Genomic DNA, 26,579 nt, shown 5'->3' on the forward strand with positions numbered 1-26,579 from the left:
CTCAAGTTCTATTTCATGCTTTAAAGTATAGCATATATTCCTCACTATTTCCGTGGTAAATATGACTAACGTATGACTATAGCCGTTCATAAGATCACATAAGTATTATTCGAATATAGCGTTTTTCTCAAAAAAAGCCCGTTTGATGATAAATCACCATTCGGACTTGACATTACATTCTACCTTCAATTTCTTTCCATGCTTCGTCCATACCAATTCCTTTTTCAGCAGAAAAAATGATTAGTGGATCATCGACACGCATTTGCAAGCGGTCGCGGACTATTTTCTTATGTTTTTCAAATTTACCACGTGGTATTTTATCTGCTTTGGTTGCAATCACAATAGCGGGAATCTCATAATTCACTAAAAAATCGTACATATTGCAATCCTCCGCTGAAGGTGGGTGACGTAAATCAACAATTTGAATAACTGCACGAAGCTCCTCACGGGATACTAAATATTCGTCAATCATTGGCCCAAATTTCGCACTTGTTGATTTCGATATTTTCGCATATCCATAACCAGGTACGTCGACAAAAAACAGTTGTTCTTCGATTTTGTAAAAATTCAAAGTTTGTGTTTTCCCTGGTTTAGAAGATGTACGAGCAAGGCTTTTTCTTCCAATCATTTTATTAATAAACGATGATTTTCCCACGTTTGATCGGCCAGCTAGTGCAAATTCGGGATAACCTTCTTTCGGATATTGCTCAGTTTTGACGGCACTCATAATCATTTCAACGTTGTGGACTTTCATTTTGTTATTTCCTCCAATGCAATTTCAAGAACTTCTTCAGCTTGAGAGACAAGATGAAAAGTTAATCCTTCACGAATCGTTTCAGGTATATCTTCAATATCACGCTCATTGTCGATCGGCAAGATAATTGTTGTCAATCCCGCACGATGGGCACCTAATGCCTTTTCTTTCAAACCACCTATTGGTAAAACACGACCCCTAAGTGTAATTTCACCAGTCATTCCAACTTCTCTTCGAACTTTCCTACCCGTAAGTGCAGAAACAAGCGACGTGGCGATGGTCACTCCCGCAGATGGTCCATCTTTCGGTGTTGCTCCTTCTGGCACATGTATATGAATATCTAAAGATTCATGGAAAAGTGGATCAATGCCAAACTCTATCGTTTTCGAACGAACGTAAGAAAGTGCTGTTTGAGCAGATTCCTTCATCACATCTCCTAGCTTCCCAGTAAGTAGAAGTTTTCCCTTACCCGGAGACAAAGAAACTTCGATTTGGAGAGTATCGCCACCGACTTGTGTATAAGCAAGACCTGTTGCAACCCCTACTTGATTTGTAGTTTCTGCTAATCCATATCTATATTTCTTTTTACCAAGAAGTCCTTCAAGAGTTTTCGTACTCACAGTAACACTTTTTCTATCTCCAGCAACGATTAGTTTTGCTGCTCTACGACAAATAGTAGCGAGTTGACGCTCCATTCCCCGTACACCAGCTTCTCTTGTATAATAGCGAACAATATCAAGTATTGCTAAGTCTTGAATTCGTACTTGGGACTTAGTAAGACCATGTTCTTTTAGCTGCTTGGGAAACAGATGGTTTTTTGCAATGGATTGTTTTTCAACTTCTGTATAACCAGCAATCGATATAATTTCCATTCGATCTAAAAGCGGTCTCGGTATCGAACTTAAATCATTTGCAGTTGCAATAAATAACACATCCGATAAGTTAAATGGTTCTTCAATATAATGATCGCTAAATGTATTATTCTGCTCAGGATCTAATACTTCCAGCATCGCTGAAGAAGGATCTCCACGGAAATCATTCGACATTTTATCGATTTCATCTAAAAGGAATACCGGGTTACTTTTACCTGCTTTTTTCATTCCCTGAATAATACGACCCGGCATTGCACCTACGTAAGTTCTTCTATGGCCACGAATTTCAGATTCATCTCGAACACCGCCCAGCGATATACGGACAAATGTGCGACCAAGTGATTCTGCAATTGAACGCGCAAGTGAAGTTTTCCCTACACCTGGTGGCCCCTCAAGACATAATATTGGACCCCTTAACGATTTAGTTAATTGCCGAACAGCTAAATATTCAAGTATCCGCTCTTTCACCAATTCAAGTCCATCATGATCGCGATTTAATATTTCCTCAGACTTGTTTATGTCTAACTGGTCCTTCGTAGCATCAGACCATGGGAGAGTTACGAGCCAGTCGATATAGTTTCGAATAACTCCACTTTCTGCTGATGCAGCCGGGACCTTTTCATATCGTTCAATCTCCCGTTCGGCAGCTTCATAAGCGCCCTCTGGAAGGTTAGCAGCCTCTAGCTTCACTCTTAGTTCCGCTATTTCCAATCCTTTTCCGTCTTTATCACCAAGTTCTGTTTGAATCGCTTTCATTTGTTCGCGTAAATAAAATTCCTTTTGTGTTCTTTCCATAGCTTCCTTGACACGCTCATTAATTTTCTTTTCAAGATTAAGTATTTCTTCCTCATTATACAAACGACTTATTAGCCACTCAAGACGTTCATTTACATCTAATTCTTCTAAAACCTCTTGTTTTCCAGCCATTTTAAGTGGTAAATGTGAAGCTATCATATCTGCCAGTCGCCCAGGTTCATTGATCGATGCAACAGAGTCAAAAGTTTCTTTTGTAACTTTTTTCGAAATTTCGGAGTACTTCTTGAAATATGTAAGGAGTGTTCTCATAAGCGCTTCTGTTTCAGAACTTTTTTCTATGCTATCTGGAATCCCGATTACATCGACAACAGGAAATAAATCAGCTTCTTGATAATCCATCCATTCGGCACGTTCAATTCCTTCAAGTAAAACGCGATATGTGCCGTTAGGTAATTTAGTCATCGATTTAACAAGAGCTAAAGTTCCAATTTCATATAGATCTTTATCATCTGGATTCTCGACACTAATTTCAAATTGAGTGGCCAAAAATATTAAATTATCACGTGCAATAGCATGCTCAATTGCAAAAACAGAACGTTCCCTTCCCACATCAATATGTAGGATCATTGATGGGTAAACAAGAAGTCCACGTAATGGTAATAATGGTACCTTTTCATTTTTGTTATTTCTCAAATCCAGTCATCTCCGTAAAATATAGTATGTAAGTTAGAAAAAGCTGACATCCGAATGCGCTTATGAACGCGCGATTGGTGCCAGCTTCTTCCTTTTGGCATTACGCCGAATCTTTATCTTTTTCAAATTCAATTTCTACACCGTCAGCTGTTAGTAAGATTGGATTTGCCAACCCTAATACAGAATCTTTTGTTATAATACATTCTTTTGCTTCATCAAGTGAAGGTAATTCATACATAACATCAAGCATAATATTTTCGATAATTGAACGAAGTCCCCGGGCACCTGTTTTACGATCAATTGCTTCTTTAGCAATTTCAAGAAGTGCATCGTCCTCGAAACGAAGTGCAACATCGTCAAGTTCAAACATCTTCTGATATTGTTTAACGATTGCATTTTTAGGTGTCGTCAATATTTGGTAAAGGGTATCTTCACTTAATTGTTCTAAACTAGACAATACAGGTAATCGACCAATAAATTCTGGAATTAATCCAAAACGTTGCAGATCTTCCGGTATTATTTTCGATAGAAGAGATACATCTTCAGCAATCGTGTTCGGTTCTGCTCCAAAACCAATGACTTTTTGTCCAATACGACGCTTGATAATATCATCGATTCCATCAAAAGCTCCTCCGACAATAAAGAGAATATTCGTAGTATCGATTTGGATAAATTCCTGGTGTGGATGCTTACGTCCACCTTGTGGAGGAACGCTTGCTACTGTTCCCTCAAGGATTTTAAGTAAAGCCTGTTGAACACCTTCACCAGAAACGTCTCTAGTAATCGAAGCATTTTCTGATTTACGTGCAACTTTATCGATTTCATCAATATAAATGATCCCTTTTTCAGCACGTTCCACATCGTAGTCCGCTGCTTGAATAAGTTTCAGTAAAATATTCTCGACGTCTTCGCCCACATATCCTGCTTCTGTCAAGGATGTCGCATCTGCAATTGCAAACGGTACATCTAGAATGCGTGCTAATGTTTGTGCAAGCAACGTTTTACCGCTTCCCGTTGGGCCAATTAGGACTATGTTTGACTTCGAAAGTTCAACATCGTCAATTTTACTACCCGAATTCACACGCTTATAATGGTTATAGACAGCAACTGATAATGTTTTTTTCGCACGATCCTGTCCAATTAAATATTCATTTAGTATACTCTGGATGTCTTTCGGTTTTGGAACGTCTTTAAGCTCGAATCCTTCTTCAAGGCCAACTTCTTCCTCAACGATTTCCGCACAAAGTTCAACACATTCATCACAAATATATACACCCTGTCCCGCAACAAGTTTACGAACTTGTTCTTGAGATTTACCACAAAAAGAACAGTTTAAGTTATCTTTTTCATCATTAAATTTGAACATTATGCTCACCCCTATTCAAGTGATAATCTTACAAGATATATCGACTTTTATCAACTAATTAGGATTTACCCTACATTCCGGTGCTCTGACCAATGTCTACTATGTAAAACAAGGTACGGTATACCGTACCTTGTCCTTGTATCGTTATATTATTCAGTAATTACTGCATTTTCAACAAGAAATTCTACTGTTTTGTTGAAACGAAGATCATTTTCTAGAACTGTCGTTCCGCCTAATGTTTTTCTAATCTCTTCAATGTCCATACCGAACTGCTCAGACATTTTTTGAAGTTCTGCAGTAATTTCTTCTTCTGTTACTTTAATATCTTCTGCTTTTCCAATCGCTTCAAGTGTTAATGAAACACGAACGCGGTTCAAAGCATCATCTTTCATTTGTGCACGAAGTGCTTCTTCATCTTGACCTGAGAACTGGAAATATAAATCCAAGTTCATACCTTGTGAAGACAGACGCTGACCAAACTCTTCCATCATACGTTCAACTTCAGAATCGATCATAACACTTGGAATGTCGACTTCTACGTTGCGTGCTGCTGCTTCAACAAGATCGTCGCGAAGTGCTGTCGCAGATGCACTTGCTTTTTCTTCAGTTTTTGTTTCTTTTAACTTTGCACGAAGTTCGTCAAGAGTTTTAACTTCCTCGTCGATTTCTGTAGCTAGTTCGTCATTTAGTTCAGGAATTTCTTTAGCTTTGATTTCATGAACTTTCACTTCGAATACTGCTGGCTTACCAGCAAGTTCAGCTGCATGGTATTCTTCTGGGAATGTAATTTCAATGTTTTTTTCTTCCCCAGTTTTCATACCGATCATTTGCTCTTCAAATCCTGGAATAAATGAACCTGAACCGATTTCAAGGTCAAAGTTTTCAGATTCTCCGCCTTCAAATGGAACTCCATCAACGAAACCTTTAAAATCCAGTTTAACTGAATCGCCATTTTCAACGACTCCGTCTTCTTTAACAACTAATTCAGCAAATGCTGTTTGGCTTTCTTTCAATTGGTTTTCAATTTCTTCGTCAGTTACTTCAGTTTGTTGACGAGTCACTTCTAAACCTTTGTATTCGCCAAGTTTAGCTTCTGGCTTCAAAGTTACAATTGCTGTGAAAATAAGCTCTTTGCCTTTTTCCATTTGTACGATGTCGATTTCAGGACGATCGATTGGATCAACATTTACTTCATCAAGAGCATTTGAATATGCTTCTGGAAGAATGAAATCTAGAGCTTCATTGTAAAGAGACTCTACTCCATACATTTTTTCAAACATTGGACGTGGCATTTTACCTTTACGGAATCCTGGTGACTGAACTTCTTTAACTACTTTTTTAAACGCTTTATCAAGACCAGCCTTCACTTCTTCTGCTGATACTTCTACTGTTAATGTACCTGTGTTTCCTTCGTTCTTTTCCCATTTTACTGACATAATTAAAAACCCTCCGAATCATATGATCGATATATTTTTTTTATGGATATACCCAATTGGCAACCACTTTAGTATATCACAGTCTATCCATCTTTCAAGAAATTTTATTCCATTTTCAAATCTGAATCCATATCAATTCGTTTAATTAAAGATGTAAGTGGATTGTTCGGCAATGGGTCACCTGAAAACAGACTTTCTATGTACTCAATATATGTTGAAGCAATCTGTTTTACATCATAAGAACCCCAACTAAAAGGAAAGGCCGTAATTGCGAATTTCTCAATGATTCCACTAGCCATTTCATATCGCGAAGGATCTTTCAACAACAGTCTATCCACTTCAGAAAGCACTTCTTTTGTTTTATCATCCTGCCCAGGTAACGTTATTTCTGCAGGAATGATAACTGCTTTTAAACCGAACTTTTCAATAGCTATCTCCGTTGTACAGCCCGCTTGGTGTAAAAGTGTCAAAGCGAATGTAATTACCAGTGGTGATAAAGTAGAATCTTTGGCAACCTCTTCCAATACAGGTATCAAAGCATTTAAATTGGACCCTTCAAGAGAAGCGAGTGTATGTTGTTGTTTTAATGAATCCATTGCTGTAAATTCCTTCATTGTAAAGGGTGCTTCTATTAATACATCTACATCGTTGCCGTACCGTTTCGCCAAACGATTATTCAAATCACGTAAATAATTAAATTTACTTAACATTTCTTCCGGAATAATTCCTTCATCTAAAAGAGCATCTATCGTAATTTCCACTTCTTCATACTCTTGTAACTGAATACTAATTGTCAAATAAAGTTCCATAGCTTCAATATAGTTTGCTGTTCCAATATGCAATATTCGTGCTGCGATTTCCTTTGCCCGAACAAAATCCTTTGTCTCATAAAGTGCAATTGCGTAAGGAACGAGGAATTCAGGATATTCGGGTTCATATAAAATCGCTTGGTCAAATGCTTCTACAGCAGCATCATAGTTTTCGGCTTCAACAAAAGTTGTACCGTTATAAACGAGTTTTTCAAATGTACCTGGAAAAACAATAATGTTTTCTTTTTTACGCAGACGACCATGTTTCCTATGCATCCTAATCCTCCTTACTTATTAAACCCACTATAGCACAGTGTTTTTAGTTTTTGAACTAAAATAGGCAATCCATAAGTCCTGTTTTCGACTTCCGGATTACCTATTCTTAAATCCTCTATATTAACTAAAATCGGTTAAAGTTTTTTAACAAATTCCGTTTTTAATTGCATCGCACCAATACCATCGATTTTGCAATCAATATCGTGATCACCGTCAACAAGACGGATATCTTTCACTTTTGTTCCTTTTTTCACAACTGCGGAGCTTCCTTTTACTTTTAGATCTTTTATGACCGTGATAGAATCTCCATCAACCAACACGTTTCCATTTGAATCTTTGTACACTTTTTCAACTTCACCCTTATCAGCTTCTGTTTCTGATTCCAATGTCCATTCATGTGCACACTCAGGACAAACAAAAAGGTTTCCATCTTCATACGTGTATTCTGAATTACATTTTGGGCAATTTGGCAAGTTAGGCATTTCTATTCCTCCATTTTCACTGAATTTATATGAATAGTGCAATCTCAATCTATCATTTTATAGCAATTCGTAAATAATACAAATTAAACAGCCAAATTTCACAATGCACTTCGGACAAATAATATATATTTTGAACGATCTAACGGATTAACTCCCACTCGTTCTCTTTCAGCCCCAAGTTCATAACTGCATGGTTCGTAACCTGCAAATTCAGTACTGAACAAAGCCTTTCCAGCAGATAATATGCTTAAATCCACTGGGTATTCAATAGATGTTGCAACAGGAAGCCTACCGACAATTAAGGCGGTGTTGCCGTGTATTTCTGGCCCTTCAAAAGTTCCCCTCATTTGGATTACATCATTTATAACTTTTCCACAAATTTCTTCAGGAACAGTTATTCTAAAATGGATCATGGGTTCCAAAAGGTTCGTTCCGATTTCTTTGAGACCCTTCATAATTGCCATGGCGGTTGCAGCCGTAAAATCACCGGACCTAGAATGTACTACATGGTCTTCACCGTCAACAAGCGTGATTTTTATATCTGTCACATTCCAACCATATAGACCTTGCTCAAGAATGCTCCACAAGTTAAGTTCAATTTCTCTTTGATATTGTATTTTGATTTTATCTGACCGCACAATGGACTCAAATACAATACCACTGCCTATTGGTAAAGGTTCAATTAGAAAATCAACTACAGCCCAACACGGTTTCGGCATTGTATACTCCTCAACTCCGTGGACTGCAGCGCGAGGTGTTTCTTTGTATATAACAGATGGCGAATCAAAGGAGGCTTCAACATCAAATCGCTCCATAAGAATCGACTCCAGAATTTCCAATTGAATTTTCCCCATTATTTGAATATGTATTTCCTTTTTTTCTCGAATCCATACCATACTCAACAAAGGATCTTCTTCCTGTAAAATTGTCAAAGCTTCGACTAAAGGAATATAATCCAAGTCCTTTTTTGCGAATATTTTCAATGTAAGAACCGGAGTGGCTAGTTGTGGGAGTTTTGGAATATAAGTTTTATCGCCTAATATATCGTACACACTGCAATTTAGCCCACTTACAACGACTAGATCTCCACTCACTGCTAAATGAACATCAACGATCTTTTGGTTGATCATTTTCTTAATGACATTGATTTTCTCTTTGCTGTCCTTGGTATAGTTTACGACTTCGTCTTTATTTTGCATTTGTCCGCTTATTATTTTTAAATGTGCAAGCTTTCCCAATGTTTTATCATGTGAGATTTTATAGACAAGTGCAGAAAAATCATGATCATCTAAATTTGCTGGCCCTGGTATGTATGTAAGAATACCATTTAGTAACTCGGGTATTCCAATTCCCTTAATGGCCGCACCATATAATACCGGATAGACCTTTCCTTCCATAGCCTGAAGCTGAATATGTTCTTTAATCGTCCCAATTGTCAATAAATCCTCCAAGTATACTCCTAGTAATACCTCATTATTTTCACAAAGAACGCTTACAATCTCTTCTAGTATTTCTCTATATGTTTGCTCTTCTATTTCTTGTATCAATTCATGATCTTGAATGTGTTCAAAAAGATTTTCAATCGTAAATACATTGTCATTTTCCGTGACGACCTGCAAAGGTATTAGGTTATTGGATAATTGGTTTCTCATATGTGCAAGCACCTTTTCTGGTGATGCTCCAATTCTATCGATTTTATTAATAAAAAAGAGTGCTGGCTTTTGAAGTTGTTGTAAAGAGTTAAAATAGATATCCGTTTGTGGCTGAACACCTTCAACAGAGGAAAGCACTATGATTGCACCATCTAATACGGCAATACTTCTCTCCACCTCCGCACTAAAATCGACGTGACCAGGCGTATCAATTAAATAGATCGATGTTCCATTCCAAGTTAAATCGATTTCAGAGGCTTTTACGGAAATTCCTCTTTGCTTTTCGATCGCCAAAGTGTCTGTATACGTTGTACCTTTATCAACACTGCCTAACACTTTACTCGAACCGCTATAATATAGAAGCTGTTCAGTCAAAGTCGTTTTTCCAGCATCAACATGTGCGACGATGCCAATATTACGAATGGTGTTTTTAAGTTTCACGACTATTACTCCCCACTACAATTTAATAAGAGTGCTGTGATGTAAGCTTACCATGACTTTTCATTTATTTTATTAAAATCCGATTCTTTTCAAAAATGAACCGACTCCTCTGTAATAAGGAAACGGTTCATTTTCATATATTCGTTTTTACTGTTGCAAATGCTTCTAAAGCACGTTTTCGAGCGAATAAATGATCGACTATCGGTAACGGATACGTCTTTCCCAGCAATATCTCCGCCTCAAGCAAAACATCAGCTGGTGCTTCCCATGGTGTATGAATATACTTTGTCGGTAGTTTCGCAAGTTCAGGAAGCCATTTCCGAAGATAGACTCCTTCTCCATCAAACTTTTGACTTTGAAGAATTGGATTGAATATCCTAAAGTACGGAGCTGAGTCAATTCCTGATCCTGCTACCCATTGCCAGCCCATGGCGTTATTTGCGATATCAAAATCCACAAGCGTTTCCTTAAACCAAGTGGACCCTTCTTGCCACGATATCAGTAAGTGTTTGACTAAAAACGATGCGACAACCATTCGAACTCTATTGTGAATCGCACCTGTTTCCCATAATTGTCGCATACCCGCATCAACAAGGGGGTAGCCAGTCAAACCTTTTTTCCATAATGTAAACATCTCATCGGTATCCCTCCACGGGAAATCCCTATACTTTTCTCGGAGAGGTGTATGTACGATTTCAGGAAAATGAATCCACTGGTGATAAGCAAATTCTCTCCAAATTAATTGACGCATAAAGGCTTCTACAGAACTGTGCATATATGCATCCCTATCCGATTCTAAAATCATTCTCGCCGAAAACCAAATCGAGCGCACACTGATATCTCCCCAAGCAAGATGTGGAGATAACAACGATATTTCTTCAGCCGATGGGATATCTCGTCCTTCTAAGTACTTACCTATACCGTCTTTGGAAAAATCATTCCATCTTTTTATAGCTCCATCTTCGCCGGGTAACCAATGTTCAATTAGTTTTTTATCCCAATTAACTACGGGTAATAATTTTAAATCCTCTATGGCTAGCGTAGGAAGCGATTGATTAAAGGCCAAGAATTCTACAGGAGTAGGTTGTGGTTGTATCACATACTCTTGCATCGTATTTTTCCAAAACGAGGTGAATACTTTGTAAGGTTCATTCTTTTTGTTCAACAGAATTCCCGGTGGGAAGAGTAGATGTGAGTTAAACTTTTCCACCTCTATACCGTTTGAATTCAGCCCTTCTTTAATCAATTCATCCCTTGTTACTATATAAGTGTCATAACTTTCGTTGAAAAACACAGCATCTGAATTTGTTTCATCAATAATAGTTGAAAGTTCATCAAAACTATCGCCTTGTCTAATCGTTAAAGTTAACCCCATCATGTCCAGTTTGTTCTGTAAAGAGAGAAGCGAATGATGAAGCCACCATTTCGAGGCATCGCTCGATAAAGACATATATTCATCCTCATTCGACCAAATGAACACGGGAATAACAATCCCCTGCTCTGAAGCTTCCCGGAGTGCAGGGTTGTCATGAATTCGAAGATCCTTTCTAAACCAAACAATAGTTTTTTTCATAAAGTCACCTCGCAAGCTATTCCTTATGCACCATTCTCCAAACGAAGGACGCCGTCTACCATCTTATACACCTTATCGCAATACCCAATTAAGCGCGTATCATGTGTAACGACAATCGTCGTTGTGTTTTTACTTTTCGTCTCTGTCTTTAAAATCTCCATTACTTCATAAGCGCGATCCGAGTCAAGAGAAGCTGTTGGTTCATCCGCTAATATAACCGATGGATTGCTGTATAAAGCTTTAGCAATGGCTGCTCGCTGACGTTCTCCACCTGATAAGTCGGATGGATATTTCGCTTTGAGTTCACCAATCCCTAAACTTTCATATAGGTTCTCAAGTTCTTCTTTTGTCATGTTTTCTTTTTTGACTCTATCGATTAACTTCAATTGATTCGCTACAGTTAAAAAAGGAATTAAATTTGACCCTTGTAAAATAAACCCTATTTCTTTCAAACGTATTTTTGATCGTTGTTTTTCATTCAGATTCGTTAAATTCTGACTGTTGATAATAACTTCTCCTGTAGTTGGAGTTAAAAGACCGCCTAAAATGGTGAGCAATGTACTCTTACCTGATCCTGAAGGCCCGATAATTGCAATAAGCTCTCCTCTTTCTGCCTGAAAGTTTGTTTCTTTCAATGCCTCCACCTTTTTATGACCCGTTCCAAAAGTTTTCTTAACGTTGAGTAATTCTAAAACAGACATCGATTAACCCCCTATCGCTTTTAATGGATCGATTCGTACAATTGTTAAAACCGAGAATACCGCACCTAATATGGCGACAACAATTAGAACAAATCCGTAAAAGAGCATTGTTGGAATATCAAACGATATAGGAACAGCGCTTGGTAAAAAGGCACCTGTTAATATTGTAAGTCCAAAACCGACTACTACTCCAATTGCTGCCAAGATAAACGTCTGTGCGATGATTGAGTTTGAAAGGTAAAGATTGGATATCCCTTGCGCTTTCATAATCCCAAACATACTAATCTTTTGTACAGTCAACACATACAAGAAAATCGCTACAATAACTGCCGATATGATAAAAAGGAAATAGATCATAAAGTTCAGTGTTAAATTCTGTTCGGTATAGCCGGGTAATTTTTGAATGAACGTCTCAATTTCTGTAACTTCCAAATCCTGATTGTCCGAAATTGAAGATACATCTTTTGTCCGAACGATAATACCATTGATCCTACCTTTGTTCACATCTGCTGCTTCACCGTACTTAATCCGATTTACCGTGGACATATCCGTGTACAAAACGGGTGCTGCATTAAATCTTGCTTTATTTGTGAAGCCTACTATTGTAAGACTTTCTTCTGTAGAAGATAATTGTAATTTGTCTCCTATATTAAAACCACTGTCTTTTAAAGCATCGCTTGCAATGACTTCGTTTTCATTTGTAAAGACATCACCATCTATTACATTAGGCATAATAAACTCATCACTATTAATTCCAAATATGGAAACATTCGTTTTATTATCCCCATTGCCCGCTATCGCATTCATTTGAGTAATAACTGCAATTTCGTCTGCTGTAATATTTTCAACATTTTCTAAGAACATTGAAGATTGATACAAACTTTTGTCTGATTCAACTGTTAAAACAATTGCTGTGGCATCCCATTTATCTACAGATTCGCGGTTCATATCTTTCAAACCTTCTGCCAGACCCGATAGAAAGAACACAAGATACGAAACAAGCATTAATACGCCAATAATTAATATAAAACGCAATTTATTCTTTTTAATTTCATTCCAAGCTAAAAACATCGCTTCACTTCCTTATCCCGATAAGTATATTTACTTCGTACATTCTAATAGTCTATTTTTAACACACTCTTATACAAGGCGTCAAAGGTTTTTACTTCTCCATCCTAAAACCTTATACAAGTAATTATAATTAAGCTATAATAGAATAAAGATGTTTGATTGGGGAGATATTTATGGAACACCAATGCCTATACCTGTATAAGCATGCATGGATAACACAAGTTCACTTTCTTTTTGGAACCGATTTTACTAATAAAAACCCCAATATATATCCGTAAAGAATATGGCCTACGAGCCAGAAGAAAATAGAAGACATATCCGTTATTGATGGTGTTCGATTTGATAATGCAGTTGTTGGAAATAATGCGATACCTACAATGAAACACACTGCTGTGGATAGATAGATTACTTTATTTCGAGAATTTATTTTCAAACGTATTATCAGGATATACAAACAAACACTTAATGCAACAGATATAATTAAATGAAATACAACCTCAACCGGTTCGGAAAACTCATATTGATTTAGAAATGGGAAATAATCAACGTTTAACAATAAAGTGTACACTTTGTTTGATGTGAGCATTTCTACCATTTTCAAAAATACTGTTAAAAATAAACCAGATAGTAATCCATATAAAATCGACTTCAGAATTCCTTGCTTACTTAACATTATGTCACCAACCTTACTTTGAATATATTAAATAACCACACATTCTGTATAATTATTTCACATTAACATTGTACAAAATTGGTTTTATTCATTATACTTTAGCATACTAGGTAAAAAGTTTCCACGAAGAATGTATAATTTAGATAGGGTGAATACTATTAATAGAACTTTTGATAATGAGCACTATACCATACAACAAGTATCCGATATGACAGGGTTATCAAAACAAGTCATTCGTAAATGGGAAGAACGCCATGAAATCGTGAAACCAAAACGATTAGACAATGGTTACAGAATCTATAATAAAACAGATGTCAATGTTCTCTTGAATGTTAAAACCCTGGCAGATCAAGGTTTTTCGATTAAACAAGCCGCCGCTTTAGTAATTGAAGAAAACAAAACTGGACATCAAACTTTAAAACAAGAACCCGTTCAACAAATAGAAGAGCTAAATAATCACGTCTTTCAACTTATTGAAAAAGGGACACATTGTGACGAGATAGAGATTAACATTATTTTACAACAGGCTTTCCATTATCACGGACTATCCGATTTCTTAACATCTGTAGTTATACCTTTTTTAAAAGAAATAGGGAACAGATGGGAAAAGGGAGAATGGGATGCTTATCAGGAGTCCATCTCAAGTATGGTCGTCCGCGACTTTTTAGTTCAAATACGACGAAATTTTAAATATCGGAAAAATGCACCTTTAGTACTGGGCGCTTGTTTACCAAACGAGCAACATGAGATACCCGTACAAATACTATTACTGCAACTCATGCAACTCGGTTGGAAGTCGTTACTCCTTGGAACTTCCCCCGCACCAGGGTCACTTGAATCGATAGTTGAAAAACTAAAACCAGTAAAAGTTCTACTTTCCGCATCTACGACCATTCCTTTTGAAGTGGATCCATTATTATTAAAAAAAATTGATGATTTTGCATTTAAAAACAAGCATATCGATGTTTGTCTTGGTGGTCATGGTGCAATTATCTATTCAAAAGGACAAACGCTTAAAGCATTACGTATCGTACAATCCATTGAGGATGTTGTTGAAAATACCACCACTATAGATTAGCTTAATTTCGCATCTTTCCATAAAAAAACGATTGCTCCTCTGCATAGGAACAATCGTTTTTTGTTATACGACTTTAATAATAGTGAACGAAAAAAATAAAGGAATAGCTTCTCGCTAATGGGACATCCTACTTATTGTGAGTGAATTTCATAAAAGCTTTTCACTTAACAAGATTAAGGTGGTGCACACACATTGAGAGATGAAAGAAATTTAGATCGCCAAAACAAACTCGATCAGAATAAAAACAAACAAAATAATAATGTTGAATTTGGCGAAGAATTTCTAGATGATTTTACGAATCAAAATAACCAAGAACAAAATAAAAACAGAAATAATAACAACAATAATAACAAAAACAAAAACAACAATCGCACTAAATAAACAAATTGTAACCCTGTATCTCTCAATTGACCTGTTGCGATACAGGGTTTTTACGATCCATTGTTAATTTCACATTCAACTATTTTTGTGCTTCTCCCTCATTATGATTCGGTATTATTTTTGTCTAGCTTAAAACCTCATACGAGATGAATTCATTATAAAGCTTATAATTACTACAAAAATAAGGGCCCCAATAATAGATGGTATAAGATAAAATTCGGCGAGCTTCGGACCCCAATTCCCAAGGAGTCTACTACCAATCCAAGCACCTATGATTCCAGCAATAACATTCCCCAAAACTCCACCAGGCAAATTTTTACCTAATACAACTCCGGCAAACCAACCAATTACAGCACCAATGATTAAATATAAAATCAGATTCATTCAAGTCATCTCCTTTACTTATTTCATTGACTTTATAATGAACTTACAAATTTCCGGGTTAATTTTAAAGGTTTCTATGAAGGCTATATGAAATAATACGCATGACTAGCACTATATAGAACTTTTAATGTCGGCTTTTACTGGAGAGCTTTAGTGAACATAAAAAAACTGCCGTCATCCATAGAGGACTTCGTCAGCTCGTTTATTCCTGCAAGTGGTTTTAAGTATATTGTCCGAAATTCTTTAGATATTTTCTATTTCCTTTCGCATCACGCTTATATAACTCGAATCTTCCTTCTGTAATGATTGTATGATTTGAGTATTGTTCACATTTAATCCAAAAACTCTTTTCAATCTTTGAACTACCATCGAATACGTTTAACCATCCACCCGCTTTATTTTTACGAGCGTTCAAAGACTTGTTGATTTTCTCGAGTATAACCATAGGGTGAACATTATTATTGATACCTAATCTCTTTAATCGCATAGTACCGTCCCCTATGAAATGGACACCTTCTTGAACGGTTAAAGCCATTTCATAACCTGAGCTACCTACTGCTCTTTCAGCTACTTTGTCAAATGCTCCATACGGGTATGCGAAAAGTGTTGGGCTGACACCTGTCCTTTGTTCAATTAATTGGTGTGCTGTTTTTAAATCATCATAAATATTTTGTTCACGTTGGGCATTTGTAATGATTTTTCCATCTTTTGTTTCATTTGTTATCATTGCTTCAAAACCCGCTGTATTACCACGTCCTCTCCAATGAAGGTCATGTGTATGATTACCAATTTCCACATAACCCGAATCACTCATTTCTTTAATCTGTTCCCACGTAACCATAGGTTCGTTAAAACGCTCACCGGACTCAATATGACTCGTAATTACTAGGAATACCGCCTTCATATCAAACTCTTTTAAAATCGGGTACGCTTGCGTATAAACGCTTTCATAACCATCATCAATCGTAATCATTATTGGCTTAACTGGAAGTTTCTTTAATCCAAGTTCAAATAACTTTAAATCATTCGGTAGAATCGTAACGAATCCATTCTTTTTGAGATAAGATAATTGTGCTCTAAAGTTTTCTGTCGATACATTAATACCAGGAAATTGGAATTTAGGATTATCCTCAAAAGTATGATACATCAAAATTGGAACTCCTTTTGCATTTCCTCCATCACCTTCAATAGCCTTTGCACCATTACCCATAAACGATACCGACAACAACATAATCCCAGCTAAAACCATTATTAACTTCTTCGTATTAATCACAATCCCTTCTTACTGGAGGCAATATAAAATAATATGCATTACGAGCACTATTAAGACCATTTGCTATTCGTCAGTAATTTTAGTGAAAACAAAAAAGCTGCCGTCATCCCATAAGGATACCGTCAGCTTCGTATATAACCCTATTCTACTGAAACACTATACATTTTATATCAACTGGATTTCAGATGTGCATGTTCGCATAAACAATCCATAAGTTTTTTAACAGCATCTTCTCCAGCATGCATCCATCTGCTTTTGTTATCAATTTGTCCATCTGTATCGATTGGAGCTTGGAATTGACTAAAACCAGTTGCATCTAATAATGAGTTTTCATCTTGATCCAGACCAATATGAACAACGTGTTTTATAATAAAAGGCGTTTCAAATTTAATAGTAGCATCATACTGATCTAATTCCCCATTCGTAACGACAAATGGAATGCGAATATAAATCGTTTCACCATCTTCACGACATAAAGTATGATCGAAGCAACCGTTTTCGTAATCCCAATTACCACCTAGGTGATAACCAAGTTCTGATATACACTCACTGACAATACCAAAATTGGCTTGTTGTCCCTCTAGCGCAGTTTTTAGTTTCAACATAATCTCAACCTCCTTTTGTGTCCATCTTCAAATAGTATTCACAAAAAGAGGTAAAAAATACGGATAGTAGGTTTGAGATAACTTTACCATTTAATTAATTACGATTGCATCAATACGGTAATTAATAGCATACGAACCACTTCAATTTTTTATTTTTTTCTTCTTTTATTCTTTTTTCTTTTAGAAATATGCACACTTGGTTCTGGGGCCGGATTGTAGCTTCCTACATATAAACCTGAATACATTTTGTACCAATTAAAAAGGTGTTCAAAAATCACTTTCAATACGGCATATGCTGGAATACCAAGAATGACGCCAGGTACACCAAATAATTTACCCGCCGTCAAAAGCACTATAATAATTGTTACTGGATGTATTTTCAAGTTACTTCCCAAAATGAGCGGTTGAATTAACCGACCTTCAAGCAATTGTTCAATACCAAATACGATTAGTACTTTAACAAGCATTGCGGGTGAAGCAACCAATGCAATAATGACAATTGGAATCATCGCCAAAAATGAACCTAAATATGGAACTAAATTCAGCACTCCAGCTAGTATCGCTAATAATACGGCGTATTCAAGACCTATTATTGCAAATCCAATCCAGAACATCATTCCAACAAAGAATGCTACCAATAATTGACCACGGATATATTGACTAATTTGCGTATTGATTTCTTTCATTAAATTATACGTATTCATACGCATGTTAGTCGGAATGAATTTCATTGTATGATACGGTAAATCACGCCCATCTTTCAATAAAAAGAATAAAAGAATCGGCATTGTAACAAGTGCAATAACAATATTAGTGACCGTCCCCAGTACACTTCCAATTCCAGAAAAAGTTGAATTCACGACACTGTTTGCTTGTTCTGAAATTGATTTTAGAATACTTTGATTGATATCGGTCAATTGAACTTGCAATTGGGAAAATATATTACTTCTCAATAAATTATCAAATTGAGTAATAACTTTATTCCAATATGTAGGCCAGTTTTCAATCAAACTCAATGTCTGCTCACGAATGATTGGAATTAGAATAATAATTCCCCACACAACTAGCCCAATAATGCTTACAAAGACAATAGCAATCCCCCACACACGAGGTATCTTCTTTCTTTCCATCCAATCAATTAATGGATTTACTAAATAAAATAAAATACCAGCCATTATAATTGGAAGTCCAATTATACTTAAGAACCCTTTGATGGGTTCAAATAAATGTGTTATTTTCGAAAAAACAAGGAGATTCAATAAGAGTAATAATGAAATCAATAAAACGGTAACTACCTTATTGTTTAAAAACCATTTCCAGAACCAAGTAGCAATATTTTTTATATTCACTTTTTCCTGCTCCATATTCTGTGCCTCATTTCTATATTATCAATGATAGATCAACTACAAAAAGAGTACTTGAAAAAGCAAGATTTCAAAGCAATAGCCCATTAGCATAACGCAATATTGACAATTTGATTAATAACGGCTTGAACTTCATTTTCGTTTTGAATGACAAACAAATAGTCTGCCTCATTTTCTTCAGGCGCCCTTACTTGCTCGACTTTAGACTTGTCCTCAGTGTCCTGTCGAGTAAGAACTTCATCAAAGGTTGACACTGTCCTTAATATCATTGTACTACGTAGACTTTTCGAAATTCGCTCTTTAAGAATATGAGCTGGCATGTCAAAATACACAAGGATACTCGTAAATCCTTTTTCATAATAAAAATCAAGCAACTTCAAACGGCCATCACAATTACGATTTGAATTACACAAAATAATATTCCCATCCGTTTTATTCACTGCATGATTAACAATTGTTTGTGTTAAGTCGTACTTAATCGTATTCTGCCCATCTTTCGGCAATAATCTCGGATAAAAAGTATGAAGAAATTCAGCATGATTGTCCTGGTCAATAACAATTGAATTCGGCATCACTTCTTCTAAATCTTTAGCGAATGTCGTTTTACCACTATGTGTTTTACCGACCGTCATTATTACGAACCTCGTCATGCATTTTACTCCGTTCTATTTTTTAATATGGACATATAAACTAAGTCATCTACAAGTATATCAATAAATATTGAACCTCCCGCGACTGAAGTCACGGGATTCCAAGGTCAAAAGACGTTGGAAACCCGTTGTCGTTAGATTCCTGCTTCATCGAGAGTTGCGTTCATTACAACGTCTAACACTCTCTCCATTGCTCCTTTCCGAGCGAACAAACAGCCCCCTTAGGTGCTGACAGGCACACCCCGCAGTTCCTGCGGTAAGAAGAATCCCTAATTTAAGTTTCTGCTAATATGCGAATGCCTTCCTCTTTTATGTTCTTGGCGGCATTTAAATCACGGTCATGTTCTCTTCCACACTTCGAACATACCCAAGTTCGGTCGGAAAGAGATAAAAGTGTGTTTTTCCCTTCGCACCCATTGCACTTTTTTGAGGATGCAAAGAAGCGGCCAATGAGCACAACCTTTTTATGGTCCCAATCTGCTTTATATTTCACGAAAGTTACGAAAGTAGACCAGCCCACATCGGAAATGCTGCGTGCCAATCTACGATTCTTGATCATGCTTTTTACATTTAAATCTTCCAACACGATAATTTGGTTTTCATTAACGAGTTTTCTGGACTCCTTATGTAGAAAGTCTTTTCTTGTGTTAGTGATACGTAGGTGTAGTTTTGCAATTTGCTGTTGCTGTTTTTTATAGTTAGAGGAACCTTTTATTTTGTTTTTCAATCTACGTTGAAGCATTGCCAGCTTGCCCAAGGAATTCTTTAAGTGGCGTGGGTTCTCGATTTTATTGCCATTTGAATCGATTAGAAAATGCGTTAATCCTAAGTCGCAACCAATGATTTTCTCATTTGGAATCGTCGTCCAATCGGTCTCCTCTCTAAGTGAAACGACCTCTTCGATTCGTAATGAAATATGGGTTTGTTGGCTCCCGTGAACCGTAAGAGTAGCCGCTTTCACTTTTCCGTTGAAGCCACTTTCTTGAAACGATGCGATTTGTCCTTTTGAAAACCTGACGTTTACCCATCCGAGTTTAGGTATTTTAATGCGTTGTTTTTCGAAATCAATCACTAGATTTCCATTGGTTTCTTTTGTTGAATAACTTTGTTTAGAGGTATGTTTGGACTTGAATTTTGGGTAGCCGGTTTGCCCTTTGAAAAAACGACCGTAAGCATCATCCACTTGCTCCATTGCACACTCTAACGCGAATTTATCGGGTTCAGCCAGCCATTCATACGCAGGATTCTTTTTTAAAACAACAAAGTCTTTTTTGAACGCACTATAACTGATGGCTTTCTTTGTCTCTTTATAGGTTTTTTGTTTTTCAGACAAATAAGCATTATAAGCAAAACGAGCACAACCAATTGATTTAACAATCAGTTGGTGCTGCGCGGGTGTAGTTATCGCACGAATTTTCATGCCGTAAAAACGTAATTTCTTGCCTTCTTTTTCAAGTTCTTTGTTGCGTTCTACGACAGTTTTTCTTCGAACCATAACGAACACCTCCCTTAGCCTTTTGGTCTGCCACGCTTTCTCGGTGCGGTTTGTTGTTCTTGAATATAAGCTTTAATCTGCTCATCCGTTCGATCACTTACAGTACAAACAAAATACGATGGATTCCAAAGATGACCGCCCCAGAGCGTATTTTTTAAATCTGGAAACTCCTTAAAAAGAAAGCGGGCACTGTTTCCTTTTAGGGCTTTCATGATATTTGGAATGTAGTGCTGCGGTGAGCATTCGATTAACATATGTATATGGTCGCCATCCGTTTCCATTTCAATGATTGTAAAAGTATGCGTCTCGGCTTGTTGGATTAAAATCTCTTTCAGGCGTGCTTCTATTAAACCATTTAGTATGGTTTTTCTGTACTTCACACACCAAACCATATGGTATTGAATGCTATACACATAGCCTCTACCTTTTCTAATTCCCATTATTATCACCCTATTACAATAATAACATACGTAATTTTTAATAGATTGCCAGAGCCATTAAAAAATTTTAGGAACTTTTAAAGAAACACCCTATCCCACGACTGAAGTCACGGGTATGCGGATGCTAATCCTATCAATTATTATCATAATTATCAAATCGATTTCAAAGTTTGTCCATTTTGGTTTTAATAATTTGCATACATATGAAAGTTGTTCATAAATAATAACACATAATTATTAACTCGCCTTTTCTACTCTTTTTACGTATTCCTTCATCAAAAAAGCCACACTTTTTGTAGAGGGACTGTGCAGCTGTATTTTCCACATTCACCGCTAAAACAATACGATTGATATCCGGAAATTTTGCTCGTACAAATTCAGGTAACAGCATTAAGGACTCCTGAGCAAATCCTTTACCTTGTTGATAACAATCTGTTGAAAAAGACCTCAGCAATAATGCTTCAGGATTTCTTGAATAAGGTATTACACCTTCATTTTTGTGGAGAACAAAGAAAGTGACTAGTTTATTGTTTTTTATTGCCAAAATAGAATGTCTGTTAGAGTCCTTTTTCGATAATTTAACACAACTTAAAGGTGAACCTGTAAACCTAAGCTGTTCTTTAGATAATTTATAATTCATCACTTCGGTTCTAAAGCGTTTTTCATATTCAAATAATTCCATAGTATCAGCATCCTCCCAAAGCTCTCCTTTTCATGTTAAAAAAGCGGCTATCTTTTATTTTGGTGACTCTTTTGGATATTTAAATTAGATTTATTTTTATGAAGATCTCCTATTATATGCATGAACCAGAATGTTTGACAGCTATATAAAATAAGCTTTACAAAAAAAATGTAATAGATGCGTTTGCCAGAATGGAGGAAAGGTAAAAACACAATATTAAAACTCTATTCTTGTAAGTAATAGAATAGAGTTTTCACCACTTTATATTAAGTTGACATACCTGCTTACAATAGCGCTTGTTCTTGTAGTTTTGCCGAAAAGTATTTACGCCCTTCGGCGGTTAGAATCTGCAAACAAACTTCTTCTTCCTGCCGTTCAAACTCAACAAACATTCCACTTAAGTTTTCATACACGGAATGAATTTTAAAGCCCGTGCCCAAATAATCATCTACTTGTTTCATTTCATCCTTGCTTAGCAAATGATCCGACATATACACACCCCGCTTTTTTTATTACTTTCCTTTTGCTTTGATTTCTTGAACGACGATATCGTCCCAATCGTGCCCAACTGTAATACCTAAATACTTGGCGTCACTAGGATCGTCTAGTTCGGCTTGCGGGTACTTTTTAAACCACCAATATTTCGCCAATACATAGTACACTAGTGCCCCCACGAAAAAGCCCACTAATGCAGAATACGTTGGGAACATATTCGCCAAGGCACCACCGATTACCCAAGCGAATAATCCCGCTAAATTAAAGCCGTTCATATACTTATATTGCCCGTCTAACTCGTACAGATCTCTTACGTTCACACGCCGTTTGCGGATTAAATAATAATCGGCGAATAATATCCCCACAATCGCTGTTAAAATACCGCCAATGATTAATAGCGCATCGACTAAGACACCAAATAAGCTCCACGGCTGTGCAATAATCCCAATAATCCCCGCAATTATTACAGCAGCCCCGAATGGTACTTTTGGTCCACCAATGTTTGAGAAAATCGTTGCCGCAGGAATAACGTTTGCGGACGTATTTGTTGACCATTGCGCTAACACAATCATTAGCAATAAAATCCCTAACACAATTCCACTTGCACTTTGCTGCAGGGCATTTATTGGATCAGCAGATGCCACTGCCATATAAGCCACTGCACCTATGGTTACGATAAATGTATTGGTAATCGGCATTACGATTATAGAGCCAACTAACTGCGTCTTGTTGCGTTTGAACCAATTGCGTTCGTTTTTAGGCGCTTTAAAGAATCGTGATAGTGTTGGCATATCAGCTGCTAACGTTGCCCAGAACCCCATGTTTGCCATCATCACAACCATGAATGCTGTAAAAGCTGCGACTCCTGTCGTCGGTGATTCCATCCAAGTCCACACATCTTTCCCTGAAGCCGTAGCTTGGTCGGCAAGCGTAATGTACATCCAACACGATATTAAAATAATAACTGGTGCAGCAAAATCTGCAAAGCGCTCAATGGATTTAATACCCAGCGATGTGTTAAATAACTGTAATGCTGCAAAAACAAGGAAGCATAGAAACCAATTATTAAAGTCGAATAATAAATTCAAAATCCCATTGATGGCCATTGCACCAAAATAGGTGTTAAGCCCAAACCAACAAGCGGCTGTCACCCCACGAACGAGCGATGGTATATGCGTACCAATTGTGCCAAATGGGGCACGCATATAAACCGGGAAGGACAAACCGTGTTCAATACCAATATCACCGATTAACGTCATTAGTACGCCGATTAAAACGGAACCTATCAAAGTCGCTAAAATTACCATAGGCAACGACAAACTAATAATACCTGATCCACCAATTGCAAATGCAGCTAAAACGATGGCCATTCCTATCCAAATCACTGCAAAACCAAATGTCCCGATACTTCTTTTTTGATGTGTAACTGGAAGTAAATCTGGTGATTTTAAATAATCTCCACCACTCGCCATACATTTCTCTCCCTTTATAGTAGATTTCCAGTTCACGAACTAACAATTATCCTCTTTTTTATCGCGTAAAATTGCCGATTAGTGATTGACGTTCGTTCCAAGACATTGGCGGAATAGTGGAAACTCTTTCGACCATCGAAATCGCACCGTCTACGGGGCAAACAATCGCGCATAAATTACAGCCTACACAATCTACCTCACGCACCTTCAGCATCGGGCGACCACTCTCCGTGTACAGGTCAATACATTGATGTGCCGTATCTTCACAAGCGATATAGCATTTATTGCAATTAATACAAACATCATTATTAATTTTAGCAACGATATTGTAATTTAAATCCAAGTCACCCCAGTCAGAATAACGCTGAACCGACTGACCGACTAGATCCATCACCGAGGCAATACCCTTTTCATCCAAATAATTATTCAATCCATCAATCATATCTTCGACAATACTAAATCCGTGATGCATCGCTGCCGTACAAATTTGTACGCCTGTTGCACCCATCAGTAAAAATTCCGCAGCATCTTGCCAATTTGAAATTCCACCAATGCCTGATATTGGTACGTTGACTAAGGAATTCCGTGCACATTCTGCGACCATATTTAGTGCAATCGGCTTGACGGCGGGACCACTATATCCACCATGTGCTCCCTTCCCTCCAACATGCGGTACCGTATTCCATGAATCTAAATCGACACCTACTAGACTGTTAATCGTATTAATCATACTAACGGCATCTGCACCGCCACGCACCGCCGCTTCTGCCGTCATCGTAATATCCGTAATGTTTGGCGTTAGCTTGACGATAACAGGTGTACGCGCGACTTCCTTCACCCAGTACGTTTGCTTTTCAACCAATTCAGGTACTTGACCAGAGGCAGACCCCATTCCTCGTTCTGCCATCCCGTGTGGACAACCAAAATTTAGCTCAAGACCATCAACCCCAACAGCCTCTACTTTTTTTACAATCTCATGCCACTTATCCTGCCGTGGCTCTACCATTAATGAAGCGATAATGGCATGATTAGGAAATCTTTTTTTCGTTTCAAGAATCTCCTGTAAATTAACCTCTAACGGACGATCCGTAATAAGCTCAATATTACTAAAGCCCGCTACCCTCTGTCCGTTATAGTTAACAGCCGCAAATCGTGATGAAACATTTAAAATTGGTTCGCCCAATGTTTTCCAAACCGCGCCACCCCAGCCCGCTTCAAATGCACGTTGCACTTGATATCCCGAATTTGTCGGTGGTGCTGATGCTAACCAAAATGGATTCGGTGATTTAATCCCCGCTAAGTCAATTCGTAAGTCTGCCATGCTACATCCCCCCTATGCGTTCTCGCTTAGTTTTCTTAAACGCTCATGAATTACGTAAGCAGCATCCTTACCTTGCTGCGCAGCTGTTACCACCATTGCTTCCCCTTGTCCATTACCGAACACTACATCTCCACAAGCAAAAACTTTGGCGTTCGACGTTTGCATAGTCGTTTCGTCAATGTCTACTACTCCGTCCGTATTCCGTAATCCAAACGCTTCAATAAGTGAGACAAAGCGCGTTTGTCCAATTGCTTTAATGACTGCATCCACCTTTAGTACAAACTCAGATCCCTTGATTTCTTCAGGTCGTTGCCTACCGTCAGCTCCCACATCTCCAAGCTTCATCTTGACGCATTCAAGTCCCACTACTTTCCCTGCCTCATCGCCAATAATTTGTTTCGGCGCTGTCAACCACTTGAATCCAACGCCATCTTGTTTGGCGAATTCGTATTCATATTGGTAGGCGGTCATCTCTTTTTCTGTTCTTCTATAGAGAATATCTACTTGCTGTGCACCTAACCGCACAGCACAGGTCGCACCATCGATGGCTGTATTTCCAGCACCAATGACCGCAACATGTTTATCGATTAAATCTTCTGTAAGTTCACCCATTTTCGTGCGCTTTACAAACTCAATGGCATCATGAACGCCATCAAGCTCCTCACCTTGAATACCAAGATTCGGTACAACCCCCATACCAACCGCTAAAATAACGCTGTCATATTGCTCTAAAATTTCATCAGCAGAAATATCCACGCCTACTGTTGTGTTTGTTTTAATTTCTACACCAAGGTTTACAACTTGAGCCACTTCCCAATCCACCACGTCATTCGGTAATCGGAATGATACAATTCCATAGGCGCCCATACCACCTGCCTTTGCTTCTGCTTCAAAAATTGTGACACTATATCCGAGGCGACTAAGCTCACGTGCCGCCGACAGACCCGCTGGACCAGATCCAATAATTGCTACTTTCTGCCCATTTGCTTCACCTTGTTTAAAAAACTGGATACGTGATTCTCGTGCCCAATCTGTTGCATATCGTTGCAATTGCCCTATTTTAATAGGTTTGGTCGATGAATTTAACACACATGCTCCTTCACATAACACTTCAACCGGACATACTCGCGCACAGCTTGCACCGATTGGATTGGCCTCCATAATCGTCATGGCCGAACCTTTCATATTACTGGAAGCTATTTTTTTTATGAAATTCGGAACTTGAATACTTGTCGGACATGCTGTAATACAAGGTGCATCATAGCAGTACAGACAGCGATTAGCCTCCTCCATCGCTTCATTTTTTGTCATCTTGCTAGTCATTTCCACAAAGTTTTGTTCGAGTTGCGAAGTCATTGAAACATTCCCCCTTATGGATTGATGT

25 protein-coding genes are annotated in these 26,579 nt (G+C 37.5%); 2 read left to right on the plus strand and 23 right to left on the minus strand.

Annotated elements, in window-relative coordinates; genetic code table 11:
* Positions 1-172: 172 nt before the first annotated feature.
* The 11 genes from yihA to ACP8HH_RS11100 all read right to left on the minus strand — a co-directional run bounded on the left by yihA (position 173) and on the right by ACP8HH_RS11100 (position 13,555).
* Positions 173-754, minus strand: coding sequence for a ribosome biogenesis GTP-binding protein YihA/YsxC (gene yihA / locus ACP8HH_RS11050; protein WP_438311232.1), 582 nt, complete (start codon positions 752-754; stop codon positions 173-175).
* A complete protein-coding gene (gene lon / locus ACP8HH_RS11055; RefSeq protein ID WP_438311235.1) occupies positions 751-3,075 on the minus strand; it encodes an endopeptidase La in 2,325 nt (774 codons plus the stop codon). The genes yihA and lon overlap by 4 nt, the downstream gene beginning before the upstream one ends.
* A gap of 100 nt (positions 3,076-3,175) precedes the next feature.
* A complete protein-coding gene (gene clpX, locus ACP8HH_RS11060) occupies positions 3,176-4,441 on the minus strand; it encodes an ATP-dependent protease ATP-binding subunit ClpX (RefSeq protein ID WP_438311237.1) in 1,266 nt (421 codons plus the stop codon).
* A gap of 149 nt (positions 4,442-4,590) precedes the next feature.
* Positions 4,591-5,877 carry a trigger factor gene (gene tig, locus ACP8HH_RS11065; RefSeq protein ID WP_438311239.1) on the minus strand — a complete coding sequence of 429 codons (1,287 nt, stop codon included), beginning with the start codon at positions 5,875-5,877 and terminating at the stop codon, positions 4,591-4,593.
* Positions 5,878-5,981: 104 nt separating this feature from the next.
* The gene (locus ACP8HH_RS11070) at positions 5,982-6,962 is read right to left on the minus strand and encodes a DUF3196 family protein (protein WP_438311241.1); all 981 of its coding nucleotides are present in this window, start codon (positions 6,960-6,962) and stop codon (positions 5,982-5,984) included.
* 134 nt (positions 6,963-7,096) lie between these two features.
* The gene (locus ACP8HH_RS11075) at positions 7,097-7,444 is read right to left on the minus strand and encodes a zinc ribbon domain-containing protein YjdM (protein WP_438311243.1); all 348 of its coding nucleotides are present in this window, start codon (positions 7,442-7,444) and stop codon (positions 7,097-7,099) included.
* Between the two features lie 98 nt (positions 7,445-7,542).
* Positions 7,543-9,537 carry a GTP-binding protein gene (locus ACP8HH_RS11080; protein ID WP_438311245.1) on the minus strand — a complete coding sequence of 665 codons (1,995 nt, stop codon included), beginning with the start codon at positions 9,535-9,537 and terminating at the stop codon, positions 7,543-7,545.
* A 133-nt stretch (positions 9,538-9,670) separates the two neighbouring features.
* Complete coding sequence (locus tag ACP8HH_RS11085) at positions 9,671-11,110, minus strand: cryptochrome/photolyase family protein (protein ID WP_438311247.1); 1,440 nt, start codon at positions 11,108-11,110, stop codon at positions 9,671-9,673.
* Positions 11,111-11,133: 23 nt separating this feature from the next.
* On the minus strand, positions 11,134-11,811 hold the full coding sequence (locus ACP8HH_RS11090; RefSeq protein ID WP_438311249.1) for an ABC transporter ATP-binding protein: 678 nt from the start codon (positions 11,809-11,811) through the stop codon (positions 11,134-11,136).
* 3 nt (positions 11,812-11,814) lie between these two features.
* Entirely contained in the window at positions 11,815-12,882 is a 1,068-nt protein-coding gene (locus ACP8HH_RS11095; RefSeq protein ID WP_438311251.1) for an ABC transporter permease, read from the minus strand.
* A gap of 223 nt (positions 12,883-13,105) precedes the next feature.
* Positions 13,106-13,555: a hypothetical protein gene (locus ACP8HH_RS11100; RefSeq protein WP_438311253.1), complete on the minus strand. Its 450-nt coding sequence runs from the start codon at positions 13,553-13,555 to the stop codon at positions 13,106-13,108.
* 148 nt (positions 13,556-13,703) lie between these two features.
* Between ACP8HH_RS11100 and ACP8HH_RS11105 the strand changes: the two genes are divergently transcribed.
* A complete protein-coding gene (locus ACP8HH_RS11105) occupies positions 13,704-14,633 on the plus strand; it encodes a MerR family transcriptional regulator (protein ID WP_438311254.1) in 930 nt (309 codons plus the stop codon).
* Between the two features lie 192 nt (positions 14,634-14,825).
* A complete protein-coding gene (locus tag ACP8HH_RS11110; RefSeq protein WP_438311256.1) occupies positions 14,826-15,014 on the plus strand; it encodes a hypothetical protein in 189 nt (62 codons plus the stop codon).
* 129 nt (positions 15,015-15,143) lie between these two features.
* On the opposite strand, the gene ACP8HH_RS11115 is transcribed toward ACP8HH_RS11110, so the two are convergent.
* The 12 genes from ACP8HH_RS11115 to ACP8HH_RS11170 all read right to left on the minus strand — a co-directional run bounded on the left by ACP8HH_RS11115 (position 15,144) and on the right by ACP8HH_RS11170 (position 26,551).
* The gene (locus ACP8HH_RS11115) at positions 15,144-15,398 is read right to left on the minus strand and encodes a GlsB/YeaQ/YmgE family stress response membrane protein (protein ID WP_438311258.1); all 255 of its coding nucleotides are present in this window, start codon (positions 15,396-15,398) and stop codon (positions 15,144-15,146) included.
* A 220-nt stretch (positions 15,399-15,618) separates the two neighbouring features.
* Positions 15,619-16,671, minus strand: coding sequence for a polysaccharide deacetylase family protein (locus tag ACP8HH_RS11120; protein ID WP_438311260.1), 1,053 nt, complete (start codon positions 16,669-16,671; stop codon positions 15,619-15,621).
* Between the two features lie 170 nt (positions 16,672-16,841).
* Positions 16,842-17,276 carry a YugN family protein gene (locus ACP8HH_RS11125; protein ID WP_438311262.1) on the minus strand — a complete coding sequence of 145 codons (435 nt, stop codon included), beginning with the start codon at positions 17,274-17,276 and terminating at the stop codon, positions 16,842-16,844.
* A 149-nt stretch (positions 17,277-17,425) separates the two neighbouring features.
* A complete protein-coding gene (locus ACP8HH_RS11130) occupies positions 17,426-18,619 on the minus strand; it encodes an AI-2E family transporter (RefSeq protein ID WP_438319130.1) in 1,194 nt (397 codons plus the stop codon).
* A 107-nt stretch (positions 18,620-18,726) separates the two neighbouring features.
* Positions 18,727-19,290, minus strand: coding sequence for an AAA family ATPase (locus ACP8HH_RS11135; RefSeq protein ID WP_438311264.1), 564 nt, complete (start codon positions 19,288-19,290; stop codon positions 18,727-18,729).
* Positions 19,291-19,564: 274 nt separating this feature from the next.
* On the minus strand, positions 19,565-20,785 hold the full coding sequence (locus tag ACP8HH_RS11140; RefSeq protein WP_438311266.1) for an RNA-guided endonuclease TnpB family protein: 1,221 nt from the start codon (positions 20,783-20,785) through the stop codon (positions 19,565-19,567).
* Positions 20,786-20,799: 14 nt separating this feature from the next.
* Positions 20,800-21,228, minus strand: coding sequence for an IS200/IS605 family transposase (gene tnpA / locus ACP8HH_RS11145; protein WP_438319132.1), 429 nt, complete (start codon positions 21,226-21,228; stop codon positions 20,800-20,802).
* Positions 21,229-21,439: 211 nt separating this feature from the next.
* Positions 21,440-21,907 carry a GNAT family N-acetyltransferase gene (locus ACP8HH_RS11150; protein ID WP_438311268.1) on the minus strand — a complete coding sequence of 156 codons (468 nt, stop codon included), beginning with the start codon at positions 21,905-21,907 and terminating at the stop codon, positions 21,440-21,442.
* A 284-nt stretch (positions 21,908-22,191) separates the two neighbouring features.
* On the minus strand, positions 22,192-22,398 hold the full coding sequence (locus ACP8HH_RS11155; RefSeq protein WP_438311270.1) for a hypothetical protein: 207 nt from the start codon (positions 22,396-22,398) through the stop codon (positions 22,192-22,194).
* Between the two features lie 21 nt (positions 22,399-22,419).
* Positions 22,420-23,874, minus strand: coding sequence for an NCS1 family transporter (locus ACP8HH_RS11160; RefSeq protein ID WP_438311271.1), 1,455 nt, complete (start codon positions 23,872-23,874; stop codon positions 22,420-22,422).
* A gap of 58 nt (positions 23,875-23,932) precedes the next feature.
* A complete protein-coding gene (preA, locus tag ACP8HH_RS11165; protein WP_438311273.1) occupies positions 23,933-25,195 on the minus strand; it encodes an NAD-dependent dihydropyrimidine dehydrogenase subunit PreA in 1,263 nt (420 codons plus the stop codon).
* A 12-nt stretch (positions 25,196-25,207) separates the two neighbouring features.
* Entirely contained in the window at positions 25,208-26,551 is a 1,344-nt protein-coding gene (locus ACP8HH_RS11170; protein ID WP_438311274.1) for an NAD(P)-dependent oxidoreductase, read from the minus strand.
* Between the last annotated feature and the right edge of the window lie 28 nt (positions 26,552-26,579).

The sequence above is a fragment of the Sporosarcina sp. FA9 genome, from assembly GCF_051550205.1.
Lineage (GTDB): Bacteria > Bacillota > Bacilli > Bacillales_A > Planococcaceae > Sporosarcina.

What these genes read in the sequence shown, in the direction of transcription:
- yihA (WP_438311232.1), bottom strand. Translation starts at nt 754, where the DNA reads ATGAAAGTCCACAACGTTGAAATGATTATGAGTGCCGTCAAAACTGAG.
- clpX (WP_438311237.1), bottom strand. Translation starts at nt 4,441, where the DNA reads ATGTTCAAATTTAATGATGAAAAAGATAACTTAAACTGTTCTTTTTGT.
- tig (WP_438311239.1), bottom strand. Translation starts at nt 5,877, where the DNA reads ATGTCAGTAAAATGGGAAAAGAACGAAGGAAACACAGGTACATTAACA.
- ACP8HH_RS11070 (WP_438311241.1), bottom strand. Translation starts at nt 6,962, where the DNA reads ATGCATAGGAAACATGGTCGTCTGCGTAAAAAAGAAAACATTATTGTT.
- ACP8HH_RS11075 (WP_438311243.1), bottom strand. Translation starts at nt 7,444, where the DNA reads ATGCCTAACTTGCCAAATTGCCCAAAATGTAATTCAGAATACACGTAT.
- ACP8HH_RS11085 (WP_438311247.1), bottom strand. Translation starts at nt 11,110, where the DNA reads ATGAAAAAAACTATTGTTTGGTTTAGAAAGGATCTTCGAATTCATGAC.
- ACP8HH_RS11090 (WP_438311249.1), bottom strand. Translation starts at nt 11,811, where the DNA reads ATGTCTGTTTTAGAATTACTCAACGTTAAGAAAACTTTTGGAACGGGT.
- ACP8HH_RS11095 (WP_438311251.1), bottom strand. Translation starts at nt 12,882, where the DNA reads ATGTTTTTAGCTTGGAATGAAATTAAAAAGAATAAATTGCGTTTTATA.
- ACP8HH_RS11100 (WP_438311253.1), bottom strand. Translation starts at nt 13,555, where the DNA reads ATGTTAAGTAAGCAAGGAATTCTGAAGTCGATTTTATATGGATTACTA.
- ACP8HH_RS11115 (WP_438311258.1), bottom strand. Translation starts at nt 15,398, where the DNA reads ATGAATCTGATTTTATATTTAATCATTGGTGCTGTAATTGGTTGGTTT.
- ACP8HH_RS11125 (WP_438311262.1), bottom strand. Translation starts at nt 17,276, where the DNA reads ATGTTGAAACTAAAAACTGCGCTAGAGGGACAACAAGCCAATTTTGGT.
- ACP8HH_RS11135 (WP_438311264.1), bottom strand. Translation starts at nt 19,290, where the DNA reads ATGACGAGGTTCGTAATAATGACGGTCGGTAAAACACATAGTGGTAAA.
- ACP8HH_RS11140 (WP_438311266.1), bottom strand. Translation starts at nt 20,785, where the DNA reads ATGGTTCGAAGAAAAACTGTCGTAGAACGCAACAAAGAACTTGAAAAA.
- ACP8HH_RS11150 (WP_438311268.1), bottom strand. Translation starts at nt 21,907, where the DNA reads ATGGAATTATTTGAATATGAAAAACGCTTTAGAACCGAAGTGATGAAT.
- ACP8HH_RS11155 (WP_438311270.1), bottom strand. Translation starts at nt 22,398, where the DNA reads ATGTCGGATCATTTGCTAAGCAAGGATGAAATGAAACAAGTAGATGAT.
- ACP8HH_RS11160 (WP_438311271.1), bottom strand. Translation starts at nt 23,874, where the DNA reads ATGGCGAGTGGTGGAGATTATTTAAAATCACCAGATTTACTTCCAGTT.
- preA (WP_438311273.1), bottom strand. Translation starts at nt 25,195, where the DNA reads ATGGCAGACTTACGAATTGACTTAGCGGGGATTAAATCACCGAATCCA.
- ACP8HH_RS11170 (WP_438311274.1), bottom strand. Translation starts at nt 26,551, where the DNA reads ATGACTTCGCAACTCGAACAAAACTTTGTGGAAATGACTAGCAAGATG.